This window comes from Rahnella sp. P4_A8, assembly GCF_056402435.1.
The window spans coordinates 19,078-34,717 of sequence record NZ_JBFUHK010000022.1; the positions used below are offsets into that span (position 1 = coordinate 19,078).

Annotated in this window: 15 protein-coding genes; 8 read left to right on the plus strand and 7 right to left on the minus strand. The window is 55.3% G+C overall.

Going from position 1 to position 15,640, the window contains the following annotated elements:
• Positions 1-163: 163 nt before the first annotated feature.
• Genes AC1DUO_RS13145 through AC1DUO_RS13165 form a run of 5 tightly spaced genes read right to left on the minus strand, consistent with a single transcriptional unit; the run spans position 164 to position 5,461 of the window.
• Positions 164-1,678: an ABC transporter substrate-binding protein gene (locus AC1DUO_RS13145; RefSeq protein ID WP_112197596.1), complete on the minus strand. Its 1,515-nt coding sequence runs from the start codon at positions 1,676-1,678 to the stop codon at positions 164-166.
• A complete protein-coding gene (locus AC1DUO_RS13150; RefSeq protein WP_013577861.1) occupies positions 1,659-2,708 on the minus strand; it encodes an ABC transporter ATP-binding protein in 1,050 nt (349 codons plus the stop codon). Before AC1DUO_RS13150 ends, AC1DUO_RS13145 begins: the two co-directional genes overlap by 20 nt.
• Positions 2,692-3,669, minus strand: a complete 978-nt coding sequence (locus AC1DUO_RS13155) for an ABC transporter ATP-binding protein (RefSeq protein WP_119262409.1) — start codon at positions 3,667-3,669, stop codon at positions 2,692-2,694. Before AC1DUO_RS13155 ends, AC1DUO_RS13150 begins: the two co-directional genes overlap by 17 nt.
• The gene (locus AC1DUO_RS13160) at positions 3,666-4,526 is read right to left on the minus strand and encodes an ABC transporter permease (protein WP_119262408.1); all 861 of its coding nucleotides are present in this window, start codon (positions 4,524-4,526) and stop codon (positions 3,666-3,668) included. The genes AC1DUO_RS13155 and AC1DUO_RS13160 overlap by 4 nt, the downstream gene beginning before the upstream one ends.
• Positions 4,523-5,461 (minus strand): ABC transporter permease, encoded by a 939-nt coding sequence (locus tag AC1DUO_RS13165; protein ID WP_037033096.1) that lies wholly within the window; start codon positions 5,459-5,461, stop codon positions 4,523-4,525. The genes AC1DUO_RS13160 and AC1DUO_RS13165 overlap by 4 nt, the downstream gene beginning before the upstream one ends.
• 227 nt (positions 5,462-5,688) lie before the next feature.
• Between AC1DUO_RS13165 and AC1DUO_RS13170 the strand changes: the two genes are divergently transcribed.
• Together AC1DUO_RS13170 and AC1DUO_RS13175 are read left to right on the plus strand one after the other, a co-directional pair.
• On the plus strand, positions 5,689-6,444 hold the full coding sequence (locus AC1DUO_RS13170) for a LuxR family transcriptional regulator (protein WP_037033099.1): 756 nt from the start codon (positions 5,689-5,691) through the stop codon (positions 6,442-6,444).
• Positions 6,445-6,533: 89 nt separating this feature from the next.
• Positions 6,534-7,433, plus strand: coding sequence for a proline iminopeptidase-family hydrolase (locus AC1DUO_RS13175; RefSeq protein WP_119262407.1), 900 nt, complete (start codon positions 6,534-6,536; stop codon positions 7,431-7,433).
• A gap of 77 nt (positions 7,434-7,510) precedes the next feature.
• Here the strand turns inward: AC1DUO_RS13175 and AC1DUO_RS13180 are convergent, their stop codons facing one another.
• The gene (locus AC1DUO_RS13180; protein ID WP_119262406.1) at positions 7,511-8,497 is read right to left on the minus strand and encodes an AraC family transcriptional regulator; all 987 of its coding nucleotides are present in this window, start codon (positions 8,495-8,497) and stop codon (positions 7,511-7,513) included.
• 60 nt (positions 8,498-8,557) lie between these two features.
• Between AC1DUO_RS13180 and AC1DUO_RS13185 the strand changes: the two genes are divergently transcribed.
• The 4 genes from AC1DUO_RS13185 to AC1DUO_RS13200 all read left to right on the plus strand — a co-directional run bounded on the left by AC1DUO_RS13185 (position 8,558) and on the right by AC1DUO_RS13200 (position 12,968).
• Positions 8,558-9,796, plus strand: a complete 1,239-nt coding sequence (locus AC1DUO_RS13185) for an MFS transporter (protein WP_119262405.1) — start codon at positions 8,558-8,560, stop codon at positions 9,794-9,796.
• A gap of 533 nt (positions 9,797-10,329) precedes the next feature.
• Positions 10,330-11,763 carry a cytochrome ubiquinol oxidase subunit I gene (locus AC1DUO_RS13190; protein ID WP_112151520.1) on the plus strand — a complete coding sequence of 478 codons (1,434 nt, stop codon included), beginning with the start codon at positions 10,330-10,332 and terminating at the stop codon, positions 11,761-11,763.
• Entirely contained in the window at positions 11,756-12,760 is a 1,005-nt protein-coding gene (cydB, locus tag AC1DUO_RS13195) for a cytochrome d ubiquinol oxidase subunit II (RefSeq protein WP_112151519.1), read from the plus strand. The genes AC1DUO_RS13190 and cydB overlap by 8 nt, the downstream gene beginning before the upstream one ends.
• 58 nt (positions 12,761-12,818) lie before the next feature.
• Positions 12,819-12,968 (plus strand): DUF2474 domain-containing protein, encoded by a 150-nt coding sequence (locus AC1DUO_RS13200; RefSeq protein ID WP_072012255.1) that lies wholly within the window; start codon positions 12,819-12,821, stop codon positions 12,966-12,968.
• Positions 12,969-12,997: 29 nt separating this feature from the next.
• Here the strand turns inward: AC1DUO_RS13200 and AC1DUO_RS13205 are convergent, their stop codons facing one another.
• Positions 12,998-13,759 carry a FadR/GntR family transcriptional regulator gene (locus tag AC1DUO_RS13205; protein WP_112151518.1) on the minus strand — a complete coding sequence of 254 codons (762 nt, stop codon included), beginning with the start codon at positions 13,757-13,759 and terminating at the stop codon, positions 12,998-13,000.
• Positions 13,760-13,981: 222 nt separating this feature from the next.
• On the opposite strand from AC1DUO_RS13205, the gene AC1DUO_RS13210 reads away from it, so the two are divergent.
• Together AC1DUO_RS13210 and AC1DUO_RS13215 are read left to right on the plus strand one after the other, a co-directional pair.
• Positions 13,982-14,722 (plus strand): SDR family oxidoreductase, encoded by a 741-nt coding sequence (locus AC1DUO_RS13210; protein ID WP_013577873.1) that lies wholly within the window; start codon positions 13,982-13,984, stop codon positions 14,720-14,722.
• 63 nt (positions 14,723-14,785) lie between these two features.
• Positions 14,786-15,628, plus strand: coding sequence for a fumarylacetoacetate hydrolase family protein (locus AC1DUO_RS13215; protein ID WP_013577874.1), 843 nt, complete (start codon positions 14,786-14,788; stop codon positions 15,626-15,628).
• Positions 15,629-15,640: the final 12 nt, after the last annotated feature.

The window sequence follows — 15,640 nt, forward strand, 5'->3', positions numbered from 1 at the left end:
AAAATCAAGCAGCATCTGCCTGACAGTTGATGAAGCGTTGAAGATGTAACGGGGGAAAACGTCAGATTTACAGGCAATAAAAAAGCCCGCTCGGAAGCGGGCTAAAAAGGGCAAAACAGACTTTTGTCTCAACTTTCTTATTATCTCCCTGGTGCAGGATTTCTTATTCTTTCACCGTCTCCTCGAGTGTGAAGCGCCCTAACGGATTCTGGTGGAAATCTTTGATATTTTTACGGGTCACGTTGCGGTACGGGCTGTAATACAGATCAATCCAGTTCACATCGGCTTTCGCCATTTTCTGCAAATCGATGTACATCTGTTCACGCTTCTTCGGATCCATCTCCACCCGCGCGGCGGCCACCAGCGCTTTCACTTTGTCATTGTGATAACGCGTCATGTAATTCATGTTCGAGTCATGGCCCAGCGTAAAGGTGGTTTTCTGATCAGGGTCGAGAATGTCGTTAGTCCAGTACATCACCGAAATGTCATAGTCCCCCGCCACTAACATGTCCCAGCTCTGGCTCGGATCCACTTTCTGCAAGTTGGCAGTGATCCCGGCTTTTGCCAGTTGCTGTTGCAGCAATACCGCAATCTGTTCATCCACTTCATCACCGGCATTCACCAGATATTTCAGGGTCAGATTTTTCACTCCGGCGGCGGCCAGCAGTTGTTTGGCTTTTTCCGGGTCGTACGGGCGTTGCAGGTTGTCAGCGTAATGATACAGCGCGCCATCAGGGATGTAGGAGTTGGCGATTTTGCCGTAACCAAACGTCACGGTATCAATAATGGCTTTTTTATCGATGGCGAAGTCCAGCGCCTGACGCACTTCCACTTTGCCCAGGTCACCGTGAGAATGGTTGATCAGCAGGTGATCTTCACGGGTTGACGTATCCAGTTCGACGGCGAGTTTCGGGTCTTTTTGCAGCGATGAAATGCGCGAGAACGGGATCGACAGTGCCGCGTCAATTTCTCCGGCCTGCACTTTCAGCATGCGGGTATTGTCGTCCGGCAGCGTCAGCCACTCGACGCCATCGAGTTTCACTTTTGCGGCGTCCCAGTAGTACGGGTTCTTCACCAGTTCGACTTTCTCACCGCGCGTCCACTCTTTCACGCTGAACGCGCCGGAACCCAACGGGTGTTCGGCAAAATCATCCGCGCCCTGTTTGGTCAGCGCCTGCTGCGAAATCACCGAGGCATTCGGCAGTGCCAGTTGAGAAAGGAATGCTGCCGACGGCGTTTTCAGGGTGATCACCAGCGTATGGGCATCGGGGGCTTTCAGCGTATCGATAATGCTGTATGAATCCTTCCACAGCGATCCGGCGTCATCACGGATACGCGTCAGGCTGAACACGGCATCAGAGGCGGTCACCGGCGTGCCGTCAGAGAATTTCGCGTCGCGCATTTTCAGCGTATAGGTTTTACCGTCCGGCGAAATCGTCCAGCTTTCAGCCAGGCCCGGCAGCAGTTTGGTGCCGGTATTGTCAACGCGCACCAGCGGATCGAACACGTTGGAGAACACCCAGTTATCGGCGTTTTGCGCCGACTTGATCGGGTCAAATGTGGTGCTGTCTTCACGACGGCCAATGGTCAGTACCCCCGCAGCCTGCGCCATTTCGCTGACCAGACTCAACGCCAGCAGCACCCCGGCGGCCACAACGTTAAAATGCTTTTGCTTCATGTAACATTCCTTCAGTCATCGGATTGATCCCGTCGCTTTTGTGGTTATCAAGAACACAGGCGAAGGCATGGTCGGCAATATGCCGGGTTTCAGGTGCCGCACCGTGCCTGCACTCAGGCAGCGCAAAGGCACAGCGTGGATGGAAAGCGCAGCCCGCAGGCAACGAAACCGGGCTGGGTGGTTCTCCCTGTAACGGATGCTCCGGCAGCGGCCGGTCGGGGTCGATTTCAGGGATTGCCGCTACCAGCGCGGCGGTATACGGATGGCGCGGCGCATTAAACACCGTTTGCGTCGGCCCGCTTTCGACAATACGTCCGAGATACATCACCGCCACGCGGTCACACAGGCGGCGCACAATCGCCAGATCATGGGCAATAAATAAGATCGCCAGCCCCATGCTTTCGCGCAGATCCATCAGCAGATTGATGATCTGCGCCTGAATCGACACATCCAGCGCCGCAACACATTCATCAGCGACAATCAGGCGTGGCTCGATAGCCAGCGCCCGGGCAATGCCGGCGCGCTGACATTGTCCACCGCTCAGCGCCTGCGGACGGCGCGTGGCATGTTCCGGGCTGAGGCCGACCAGCGTCAGCAGCGTGCTGACCCGCGCCGGGATCTCCGCTTTCGCCACTTTGTTGTGTACCCGCAACACCTCGCCGATACTTTCGCCAATCGTCTGGCGCGGGTTGAGTGAGGAAAACGGATCCTGAAAAATCATCGCGGTTTGCTGTCGCAGACGGGCAATGTCAGGTTTCATGCCGTCGGTAATCAGTTGCCCGTTAAAACGAACCCGTCCGGCGCTGGCATTTTCCAGCTGCAACATCGCCCGCCCGAGGGTACTTTTTCCGCTGCCCGATTCACCGACCAGCCCCAGCGTTTCGCCTGCGTGAATATGCAGGGACACACCGTTTACCGCCTGAACGTGACGCTTTTTGAGGCCAAAGCCGGAGACCGGAAATGTCACGGAGAGTGCTTCCACTTCCAGCAGCGGATACGGCTGCGGCGTGAGATCAGACGAATGACTCATTGTGCCTCCCGTGGTTCAGCGGATGATGACAGGCCGTTGCGTGGCCGCCCGCTGACATCGCGGGTTGATTTTCACGGCAGAGCGCGGACGCCTGCGCACAGCGCGGATGAAAACGGCAACCACTGGGAAAATGTGCTGCGACCGGTGGCTGACCGGGCAGCGTGATCAGCCGTCCGCTGCCGCCTTCACTGACCGGCTGACAGTCAATCAGGCCGCGCGTATAAGGATGCTGCGCCTGGGCCAGAACCGGCCGTTTTTCACCGGTTTCACATAAACGCCCGCCGTACATCACCGCAATGCGGTCACAGGTTTGCGCCACCACGCCAAGGTCGTGAGTGATCAGAATAATCGCGATACCCAGCCGGTCGCGCAGATCGCGGAGCAGACGCAAAATCTGCATCTGCACCGTGACATCCAGCGCCGTGGTCGGTTCATCAGCAATCAGCATTTTGGGTTCGCAGGCCAGCGCCACGGCGATCATTGCCCGCTGACGCATGCCGCCGGAAAACTCGTGCGGATAGTTATCTGCCCGTCGCTGCGGATCCGGAATACCGACCTGACGCAGCAGTTCCACCGCCTGACTCTGCGCTTCACGGCGGCTGGCCCCAAAATGCAGACGGCGGCTTTCAGCAATCTGCTGACCGATGGTCATCACCGGATTCAGATGGCTGGCCGGATTCTGGAAAATCATGCCGATCTCCCGCCCGCGAATGGCCGTCATGCGTTTATCGTTCAGCGTCAGTAAATCGGTGCCATTGAGGCGGATTTCCCCGGCACGAATATGCAGCCCTTCACCGGGCAGCAGGCGCATCATGGCGCGACAGCTCAGGGTTTTGCCGGAGCCACTTTCGCCGACCAGCCCGAGAATATCGCCCGCATTCAATGTCAGCGAGAGACTGTCCACCAGCGCCACGCCCTGCCGGTCTTCAATGGTTAAGCCGGAAACCTGCATTAACGTCATGGCCGTTCCCCCAGTTTGTCACCCAGTCCGTCCGCCAGCAGGCTGAAACTCATCGCCAGCACCACAATCGCCAAACCGGGGAAGGTGGTTATCCACCACGCCGTAGTAATAAAGCTCTGGCCTTCGGCGACCATCACGCCCCATTCCGCTACCGGCGGCTGGACGCCCAGACCGAGATAACTCACCGACGCGCCACTGAGTAACACCAGCACGCAGTCGGACATCGAGAACACCAGCGAACTGGTCAGCGCGTTGGGCAGAAGATGCAAAAGTAAGATACGCGGATGGCTGTAGCCCAGGCTGCGCGCGGCCAGAATGAAATCCCGGTGTTTAAGCGTCAGCACCTGCGAGCGCACCAGACGGGCATACGACACCCAGCCCACCATCGCCATCGCGATATAAAAACTGCCCAGTCCCGGCCCGAGAATGGCGATGATCGACAGCATCAGCACCAGAAAAGGAAACGCCAGCACCACGTCTATCACCCGCATGAAAAAAGTATCGACTGCGCCGCCGAGATATCCGGCAAACGCGCCGATCAGCGTGCCGAAGGTAAACGGAAAAATCACACCAATCAGACAGATTTGCAGATCAATCCGTGCCCCCCACATCACGCGGGAAAGAATGTCGCGGCCAAAGTTATCGGTGCCAAACGGATGGATGAACGTTGGCGGTGACAGTGTCACAGATGCATCCTGCGCAATCGGATCGAACGGCGCGATCCACGGACTGAGCAGCGCAATCAGAACCCAGACACTCAGCATCAGCATGCCGAGCCGTAACGCCTGCTGGCGCGGCAACCCGCGCAGGTGAAAATGCCCCATGCGTTGTGTCGCTATCTTTTCGGTCATGCTCATAGCTTCACCCTCGGATCCAGCGCCACAGTCAGTAAGTCTGCAATCAGGTTCACGATGACTGTCGCCAGGGCGAACACCAGCACCACACCCTGCACCACCATGTAATCACGGCTGATAATGGCTTTCACCAGCAACTGCCCCATACCGGGAATGGCAAATACGCTCTCAATTACCACCGTGCTGCCAATCAGCCAGCCGATATTTACTGCCAGCAGATTGACTGTCGGCACCAGTGAATTGGGCATCACATGTCGCCAGAAAATACGGTTTTCGTTTTGCCCCCGCGCACGGGCGGCGGTGACGTAATCATTCTGTAATTCCATCAGCAGACTGGCGCGCAGGTTACGGGTCAGAACCGCTGACAGCGCCAGCGCAACGGTCAGGCACGGCAGAAACAGGTGATGAATACGCTCGCCGACATCGCTGCCATAACCCGACACCGGGAACCAGCCGAGGGACAGGCTGAACAGTAAAATCATCATGATCGCCAGCCAGAACGCCGGTAATCCGAGGCCGATAGTAGAAAGTAAACGGATCACCTGATCTGCCAGTTGCCCGCGATGTCGTGCCGCTCCGGCCGCCAGCGGCACAGTAAACAGCATCGCCAGCAGCACGCTGCCGAGCACCAGATACAGGGTTGGCTCAATACGCGACATGATCAGCGTTAACGTATCCACACGGTAAATCAGTGACTTGCCCATCTCGCCATGAAACAGGTTGCGCAGAAAATAGAGATATTGCTGCCAGACCGGCAGATCCAGTCCGTACTGCACCCGGATTCGGGCGATGGCTTCCGGTGTGCTGCGTACCCCAAGCAGGATCCGCGCCGGATCGCCGGGTATGGCGCGCACCATCACGAAAGTCAGAATACTTATCCCCAGCAACACCGGCAGCAGTTGCAGCGGTCGCCAGAGCAAAAATCGGTAACGGTGCATGACAATCCTCTTAATGACAGTTTCTGGTGCAGAGCGAGAGTCTTTTCCCCTGTGGCTTTACGTTATCCGCAGTCAGGCCGCGCCGGTAGTTAGCAAAAATACTAGGTTTGCACCGCCAGCGATGTGGCACCGCGATTGCATAAATTTTCCTTACCAGGTGAGATTGAGCAAAACCGGTGCCCGATCAGCCCATTCAGACTGGCAAACAGTGATGCGGAGATAAATTCATGAAGCTCGCGGTGCAAGAGAGTGCAGTGTCTTTGCGGGAAACGACCGTTGATGGTGCGTTTGATCAGCTTTTCGCTCAGACCTCGCGCCTGGGGTTTGACGCCCTGATTTACGACTACACGCCGGTACCGCGTTCGCTTGAGGGCGAGCTGATCACACCGTCGCTGTTGCGGATGGGTAATGTGCCCGGCGACATGCAGCGGTTATGGCTGGAGAACGGGTATTATCAGGTCGATCCGGTGCAGCATTACGCTCTCGAAAGCTGCGCACCGTTTGTCTGGTCTTATCAGCGCCCGGACAATACCTCGCTGCAAAACCGCCTCAGTGACCTCAACAAACCGGTCACCCATTACATGTGCGATAACAACATGCCGAGCGGCGCGACGGTGCCGTTGCATTTGCCAAATGGTGGATTTGTGACGGTCACCGGCATTCACACCGGTGCGGGACATGAGCTGGATATTCATGATGTATTGGCCGAACTGAGCCTGCTGGCGCTGACCTTTCAGGAGTGCGTGTTTCCGCTGTTCGACAGCAGCATTCTCACCTGTCGCCACGTGCGCTTAAGCAAGCGCGAACGCGAATGTCTGACGTGGGCGGCAGAAGGCTTAACCGCCAAAGAGATCGCCCGCAAACTCAACCGGTCGATTGCCACCGTCACGCTCCATCTCAATACCGCCGCCCGCAAACTGGGGGCCAGTAACCGTGTGCAGGCCGTGGTTCGCGCGATGCATTACCGTTTACTCGACAGTTGATCTGCCCTGTTTTCTATCTTTTTTACTAGCTGTTCAACGCCGCCCCGATGTTTACCCTGTGGTTATTATTCACCGACAGGGGAAACAAAATGTACAACATCACTGAAGGCTATGCGCCGTTTCAGGAATACCAGACCTGGTACCGCATCTGTGGCGATTTACATAACGGCAAAACTCCGCTGGTTATTGCTCACGGCGGCCCCGGCTGCACCCATGATTACGTTGATGCCTTCCGCGATATCGCCGGAACCGGCCGCGCGGTGATCCACTACGATCAGATTGGTAATGGTCGCTCGACCCACCTTCCCGACAAACCCGCCGGCTTCTGGCAGCCCGCGTTCTTTCTGGCGGAACTGGATAATTTGCTGCGCCATCTGGGCATTGAAAAAGATTACGCGCTGCTCGGCCAGTCCTGGGGCGGCATGCTCGGTGCCGAACACGCCGTCATGCAACCTCCTGGCCTGAAAGCGCTGGTCATCGCCAACTCACCGGCCTCGATGGAACTCTGGTTGCAGGCCGCCGCCCGCCTGCGCAGCGAACTGCCGCCGGAGGTTCAGGAAACCTTACTGGCACATGAAGCCGCCGGAACCCTCAACAGCGCAGAATACAAAGCGGCGTCGCAGATATTCTATGCCCGCCATGTCTGCCGTCTCGATCCGTGGCCGGAGGAGGTAAAACGTACCTTTGCGGCGATGGACGAGGATCCGACGGTGTACCTCGCCATGAACGGCCCGACTGAATTCCATGTCATTGGCAGCATGAAAGACTGGACGGTGATCGACCGCCTGCCCGCCATTAACGTGCCGGTATTGCTGATTTCCGGCCGCTACGATGAAGCCGCTCCCGACGTGGTGCAGCCGTTCGCGGATTTAATCAAAGGCGCTGAATGGGTGATTTTCGAGAATTCGAGCCACATGCCACACGTCGAGGAACGGGAAGCCTGTATGAAATGCGTCGTGGAGTTTCTGGAGAGCAACAGCTCGCGCTGATGACGTATACAGGCTGCTTCTGACTTATCCCGAAGCAGCCTGAGGGAATATTCTTTATGCCCCGATGACTCACAGCATTAACGGCTGACACCGGGCGATTGCCCGGTAATGCGCTTATAAGCCCGGCTAAACGCAGCCTGTGAGGTATAACCCAGACGAAATGCCACGTTCTCGATAGAAATCTTGCTGTCTGAGAGCCACTGCGTGGCGAGTTGCATGCGCAGTTCCGTCACGTAACGCAACGGCGATACACCAATCATCGATTGAAAACGCGCGGCGAAAACCGAGCGCGAGATGTGCGACTCTGCCGCCAGCTCCGCGACGGTCCAGTTCCTGCCCGGATGCCGGTGCAGCGCCAGAATTGCCCTAGCCAGCCGGGGTTCCCGCAATGCAGCGGCAATGCCTGAGGCATTTTCACATCCACATTCCACCCACCCGCGAACAATCATTGCCGCGGCAACTTCCGCAAGCCGGGCCAGAATGCCTGCAAAGCCGATGCGGCCGGAGCATATTTCACGTTTCATCGAATCCATCACCGGCAACAGTCCGGGATAGCGTTCGCCTTTGGCATCCGCCACCATGGTTTCCGGCATCAGTTTACCCAGACTTTGCATTCCGCCCAGATCAAACGCCATGCAGCCATAAAAAAGAATCGCGCCCGGTATCGTATCCCTGCTCGGGCAGGTATCCACACCACTCACGGCTTCCCCTAATGGCGCGACAGCGAAGTCGTCAATGTCCTGAGCGGTATGGCCGGGTTCAGAAAGAAGCTGATGTGCCATTCCATGCGGCATAAAAACGACATCACCGGCAGACAATGGATGGAGCGCGCCATCCCCGGTTTTAAGAACAGCGGAACCGACGGCAAGATAGTGAAAATAAGCATGTCCGGGCCTCGGTTTGAACGCCATGCCAAATTCAGAGCCGGTCTGGATGCGGCGATATTGCACACCACGCAGACGCATTCCTGTCAGGAGTTCACTGATCAGGTCAGAAGAAAGGGCAAAGGGATCGTGCTGGGTCATTTCAGGAGTAATAGTCAAAAAACAAGGATTTCGAATCATAGATCATCTCAACCATCCTGCCYAGACTCTGCGCTACGTTAATCTTCAGGAACAWTTGAAATGAATCATAAAACAGAGGGCTCAGCGCCCGCGACCCGACAAGATGTGCAACAGGCTCCGCCAGCATGGATGGCAGTCTTCTCCCTCACCATGGGCGTGTTCGGTTTGTTAACAGCAGAATACCTGCCAGCCAGCCTGTTAACGCCCATGGCCTCAGACCTGCAGGTGACAGAAGCATTAGCCGGTCAGGCGGTGACGGTCACCGCGGTTATCGCGCTGTTTGCCGGACTGCTGGTACCGGGCCTGACCCGTAAGCTTGACCGCAGAACCGTTCTGTTAAGTTTTACTGTGCTGATGATCGCCTCAAACCTGCTGGTCGCCCTTTCCTCCAGCCTTGCCGTGTTGCTGGTGATGCGGATCCTGCTTGGCGTCGCGCTGGGCGGATTCTGGAGTATGGCCGCAGCGGTTGCGATGCGGCTGGTTCCGGAGAAACTCGTGCCGCGGGCACTGTCGGTTATCTTCAGTGGTATTGCGGTGGGAACCGTCGTTTCCGTGCCGCTGGGAAGCTTTCTCGGTGAACTCTATGGCTGGCGCAGCGCGTTCATTGCCGCGGCTCTGGTGGGAGGAGTCACTCTTGCTTTTCAGTGGTTCACATTACCGCGCATGGCGCCCCGTCAGGTTACACATATAGCATCAGTCTTAACATTGCTGCGCCGTCCCGGCATTGCCACGGGGATGTCCGGCTGTGTGCTGGCACATACCGGCCAGTATGCCCTGTTTACGTATATTCGCCCTTCTCTGGAAAGCGTGAGTCATGTAAATGCGGGCGGACTGGCCCTGCTATTGCTCGGATTCGGAGTGGCAAATTTTGCGGGTACATTGCTGGCTGGATGGATAATGACTTACAGCCTTCGCCTGACGCTGATTGTGATGCCTTGTTTAGTCGGTATCGCAGCGCTGGGGATGATATTACTGCCCGTTCAGATCACCGGACTCACTCTGCTGGTTTTGCTGTGGGGGCTGGCATTCGGCGGTGTCCCCGTCGCCTGGTCAAACTGGGTAACCCGCTCGGTGCCCGATCAGGCTGAGAGCGCAGGAGGCATGGTGGTGGCTGCCGTGCAATCTTCTATCGCGGCCGGTGCGGCACTGGGAGGCGTCATGTTCGGGCTGGGGGGGATCTCCGGGGTATTTATCACGGCAGGTATTGTGATGTTAAGTGCTGCGCTGATCATTGCCTTGTGCGTCAGGGTTGGCCTGTCCGGTGACGGCGCAGAAACCCCGTCCCTCCAGCACGAATAGCGTCAGGGAAATAGGCTGATGAACATTCAGTAAATTCCTAAAAACAGCTAAAATTAATTCCACACAAACATTGTTACCATTATATCCGAATACTCAATTTATCATCATGTTAAAACTATTTCCGGTTCATTTCCGTGAACCGGATTGAGCTATAACAGTTTTWTTAAAATTGAATATACGTTTTAGGGATAAAATTTACTCCCGGCGGAGTAAAAAATACAGATGAAATATAAATCCTTAAAAATCAATAAACTACACCATGCTGGCGACAATGTTTTTAATTTCTATCATGCGCAGGCGGGAAATAAAATCAATTTCGCTTCACGAAAAAAACAACAATTAACCCATTGAATTTTAATGATAAAAATGAAAATAACCTGAACTGTTATAGTGTATTTTCACCAAACTGTATCTACCCCGCAAAATAATATCAGTGCACAATCCTTTCATCTTAATCACGTATAAATCACAAGTGTACTATGTATGTTAATTTTAATTAACGTGTCCCACTTTCTCCACAGGGGATGTCAGCAATGTTTGGATTAGATGCTTTTCACCTGGCAAGAATACAATTCGCATTCACCGTGTCTTTTCACATCATATTTCCTGCCATTACGATCGGGCTGGCCAGTTTTCTTGCGGTGCTTGAAGGGATGTGGCTGAAAACCGGCAACCGCAGTTACCGGGATCTGTATCATTTCTGGTCCAAAATTTTTGCTGTTAACTTTGGCATGGGGGTCGTGTCAGGTCTGGTGATGGCCTATCAGTTCGGCACCAACTGGAGCGGATTCTCGCAATTTGCCGGTAGCATTACCGGCCCTTTACTGACCTATGAAGTGCTGACCGCATTTTTCCTCGAAGCCGGTTTTCTGGGCGTGATGTTGTTTGGCTGGAACCGGGTGGGGCCTGGCCTGCATTTCTTTGCGACCTGTATGGTGGCGCTGGGCACGCTTATCTCCACCTTTTGGATCCTGGCATCGAACAGCTGGATGCATACTCCGCAGGGCTATGAAATTGTCAATGGCGTCGTGGTGCCGACGGACTGGTTTAAAGTCATTTTTAACCCGTCATTTCCTTACCGTCTGTTCCATATGTCAATCGCGGCTTTCCTCGCCAGTGCGTTCTTTGTGGGGGCTTCCGGTGCCTGGCACCTGCTTCGCGGCAACGATACGCCAGCGGTTCGGAAAATGTTTTCCATGGCATTGTGGATGGCGCTGATCGTCGCCCCCATTCAGGCAATGGTCGGTGACGCCCACGGACTGAATACGCTGGAATATCAGCCCGCCAAAATTGCGGCCATTGAAGGGCACTGGGAAAATCCGCCCGGAGAAGCCACACCGTTAATTCTTTTTGGCATCCCGGATATGGAGCAGGAACGCACGAAATATGCGCTGGAGATCCCTTATCTGGGCAGTCTGATCCTGACACATAGCCTGCAAAAACAGGTGCCCGCGCTGAAGGATTTTCCGAAAGAAGATCGTCCCTATTCGCCGGTAGTTTTCTGGTCTTTCCGCATCATGGTCGCGCTCGGTCTGCTGATGATCACGGCAGGCGTGCTGGGTGTGTGGCTGCGTTATAAAAAGCGGCTTTATCAGTCCCGCCCGTTCCTTTGGTTCACGCTGCTGATGGGACCTTCCGGTCTGATTGCCCTGCTTGCGGGCTGGTTTACTACTGAAATTGGCCGTCAGCCGTGGGTGGTTTATGGCGTTCAGCGCACCCGCGATGCCGTCTCCGCGCACGGTGAAATGCACATGAGCCTCAGCCTGTTAGCTTTCCTGCTGGTGTACTCGTCCGTTTTTGGTATTGGCTACGTTTACATGATGCGTCTTATCAAAAAAGGGCCGGTGACCGGTGAAGGTGATGAGGTTTCTCACGGTGGACCAGGTAAGCCAAACACACCGGCGCGTCCGCTGTCTGCGGCGCAGGAAGGGCTGAGCAATCCTGAGGGAAGTAAAAAATATGATTGATTACACTATTATATGGTTTGGAATTATCGTATTTGCGAACCTGATGTACATCGTAATGGATGGCTTTGATCTGGGTATCGGTATTTTATTCCCGTTCAATAAAGACAAAACCGAACGCGACATGATGGTCAACACCGTTGCACCGGTGTGGGACGGTAATGAAACCTGGCTGGTACTGGGCGGCGCGGCCTTATACGGCGCTTTCCCGCTGGCTTATTCGGTGATCACCGATGCACTCACCATTCCGTTAACCCTGATGCTTTTCGGTCTTATTTTTCGCGGCGTGGCGTTTGAATTTCGCTTCAAGGCGACCGAAAAGCACCGTCCGTTTTGGGACAAATCGTTCATTACCGGTTCCATCGTGGCCACCTTCAGTCAGGGCGTGGCCGTCGGCGCAGTGCTTAATGGCTTTGAGGTGACAGGCAGAACGTATAGCGGCTCAGCGTTAAGCTGGCTGGCCCCCTTCCCTATTTTTTGTGGTATCGGGCTGGTGGTCGCCTACGCGCTGCTGGGCTGTACATGGTTAATCATGAAAACGGAAAATGCCCTGCATCAGAAGATGTGCCGTCTGGCTAAACCCCTGGTGATAACGCTGCTGGCGATCACCGGTGTGATCAGCATCTGGACGCCGCTGACCCATGCCGATATTGCTCATCGCTGGTTCAGCATGCCGAATCTGATCGCCTTTCTGCCGGTGCCGGTACTGGTCTTAGCCTGTACCTGGGGAATTTTGCGGGCGATAAAAAGTCACGCGCACTATATGCCGTTTCTGCTGACTCTCGCGCTGATTTTCCTCGGATTTTCGGGGCTTGGGATCAGCATCTGGCCGAATATTATTCCGCCGGCCATCTCGATTTGGGATGCGGCATCGTCAGAGAAAAGCCTGGCATTTATGCTGGTTGGCGCGGTGTTCATCATCCCCGTGATCCTGATTTATACCTTCTGGAGCTATTACGTCTTCCGGGGGAAAATCAGGGAAAACGAAGGCTACCATTGATCGCAACAGTATCGGGCGAAATGACCGCATTTCGCCCGGTTATCACCGGAGGTTCCTGATGCAGGATATGACCGTTAATCGTAAGAAGCCCTTCTGGAAACGCGTCGTCTGGCTGATCGTCATTTATTCATTGAGTGTTTTATCACTGGCCGTGGTGGCATTCTTATTCAGAATGATGATGACGGCAGCCGGAATGAAGTCGCATTAAAAATACGGTGTCAGATGCAGCGACCGTTGTCACCCTTGCCCGAAAATCTTAATCACCGCATCCAGATGTTCCTTCATTGCCTTCTTCGCTGCACGACTGTCACGGGCCTCCAGCGCGGTCAGGATCTCGAGGTGCTCAATCTCAGAACGGTGCGGCATGTCCTGCGGCGTGTAGTGTAATTGCAGGCTGCGGAACATGGTGCCATAACGGTGGCCGAGCAGGTGGGCGATGATGAAGGCATAAGCCGGATTTCCGCTGGCCTGCGCAATACGGATATGGAACAACCGGTCGCCGGGATGCGTTGCCGAGCCATTGCGGTTATCGCGACAGTTTTGTTCATATGCCTGCCTGATCGCCGCAAGTTCGGCGTCAGTGGCATTTCTTGCCGCCAGCGCGGCGGTTTCAGGTTCTATCAGACGACGGGTTTGCAACAGCGAAAACGGTGGCAGTTCAGCCGTAAAATCCAGCTCAATATTCAGCTCATCATCCACATCCGCCCACTGATTACGCCCCGCCTGCGACATCACCGGCTCCTGCGAAGGCGTGGCCGGAACGGCAGGTTGCTGACGGACAATGACGCCGTTTCCCACCCGCACATCCACCAGCCCGATCACTTCCAGCGCAATCAGCGCCTCACGCACCGACGCGCGGCTGACCTGTAACTGACTCGCCAGTTCACGCTCGGCCGGAAGACGGCTGCCGGGCGGAAATTCTTTGTTATCAATTAACGTTTTAAGCTGGTCAGCTATCTGCCTGTATATTCTGGGATTTTCTAATTTTTTTATCGGCATCGGACACCTGAGGTCAATTCTCATTAAGTGATTCAGCTAGCATTTTCCGGACAAAAATCTTGCTGATTTGTTTTATGCATGTAAAAAATTGGTTAACCGAAATGGCGTTTTAAGCAGAAGCTTGCCGAACATCTTAACAAAAAGCACTGCGTTTAACGCGTTTTTTTCACCTCCAATGGCCTGACCATTAGGCCTTTAAAGCACCTTTTAGGGAGAATTGTTATGAACCTGGCCGGGAAAAAAGTTCTGATCACCGCCGCCGGACAAGGCATCGGTTTCAACACCGCCACGCTGTTTGCCCGTGAAGGCGCAGAGGTGATTGCCACCGACATCAACATCGACGCATTACACAATATTCCCGGCATCACCCCGCGCCTGCTTGATGTGACCGACCCGCAGGCGATTGCTGCGCTGGCAGAAGAAACCGGCGCGCTCGATGTGCTGTTCAACTGCGCCGGCGTGGTGCACAGCGGCGATATCCTGACCTGCACCGAACGCGAATGGCAGTTTGCGCTCGATCTTAACGTCACCGCGATGTTCCGCATGATCCGCGCTTTTCTGCCCGCCATGCTTGAGCGCAACCACGGTTCAGTGATCAACATGTCTTCCGTCGCCTCCAGCATCAAAGGTGTGCCGAACCGCTTTGCTTACAGCGCTTCAAAAGCGGCCGTGATTGGCCTGACCCGTTCTGTTGCAGCGGATTACGTCACCCGCGGCATTCGCTGTAACGCGATTTGTCCGGGCACGGTGGAATCGCCGTCCCTGCGCCAGCGCATCGCGGCACAGGCAAAGGCCGAAGGCCGCAGCGAAGCCGAGGTGTACGCGGCGTTTGTTTCCCGCCAACCGATCGGGCGCATCGGTAAAACCGAAGAAATCGCCCAGCTTGCGCTGTATCTGGCTTCCGACGCCAGTTCATACACCACCGGCACGGTTCAAATTATTGACGGCGGCTGGAGCAACTGACACGCCAGCGGCTTTAAACATTTGATTTTCACCGATCTGACTTTCACAGAAGGACACTGACCCATGAAATTATTACGTTACGGCAACGCAGGTTCTGAGCGCCCCGGCCTGCTGGATGACAACGGCACGTTGCGGGATCTCAGCGCACATATTGCCGACATCAGCGGCGAATTTCTGCAGCCTGAAACGCTGGATAAACTGCGCCAGCTCGATCCGCACACGCTGCCACTGGTCGGCGGTGAACCACGTCTGGGTGCCTGTGTCGGCAAGGTGGGGAAATTTATCTGTATCGGCCTCAATTACGCCGACCACGCCGCCGAAACCGGCGCGGAGATCCCGAAAGAACCGGTGGTTTTCAGCAAATGGACCAGCGCGATGGTCGGGCCAAATGACGACGTGGAGATCCCGCGTGATTCTGTCAAAACCGACTGGGAAGTGGAACTCGGTGTGGTGATCGGCACCGGCGGGCGCTATATCAGCGAAGCCGATGCGATGTCGCACGTCGCCGGTTACTGCGTGATTAACGATGTCTCTGAGCGCGAATTCCAGATTGAACGCGGCGGCACCTGGGACAAAGGTAAAGGTTGCGACACATTCGGCCCGACCGGTCCGTGGCTGGTGACAGCGGATGAAATCCCTGACCCGCACCAGTTGAATCTGTGGCTGGAAGTTGACGGCAAGCGCTGGCAGAACGGCAATACGCGCACCATGATTTTCCAGATCCCCGAAATCATCAGTTATCTCAGCCGCTTCATGAGCCTGCAACCCGGTGACATCATTTCTACCGGCACACCGCCGGGCGTCGGACTGGGGCAAAAACCGCCGGTGTACCTGAAAGCCGGTCAGGTGATGCGGCTTGGGATTGAAGGTTTGGGTGAGCAGCGCCAGAAGACAGTGCAGGCATAACCCTTTACAGCT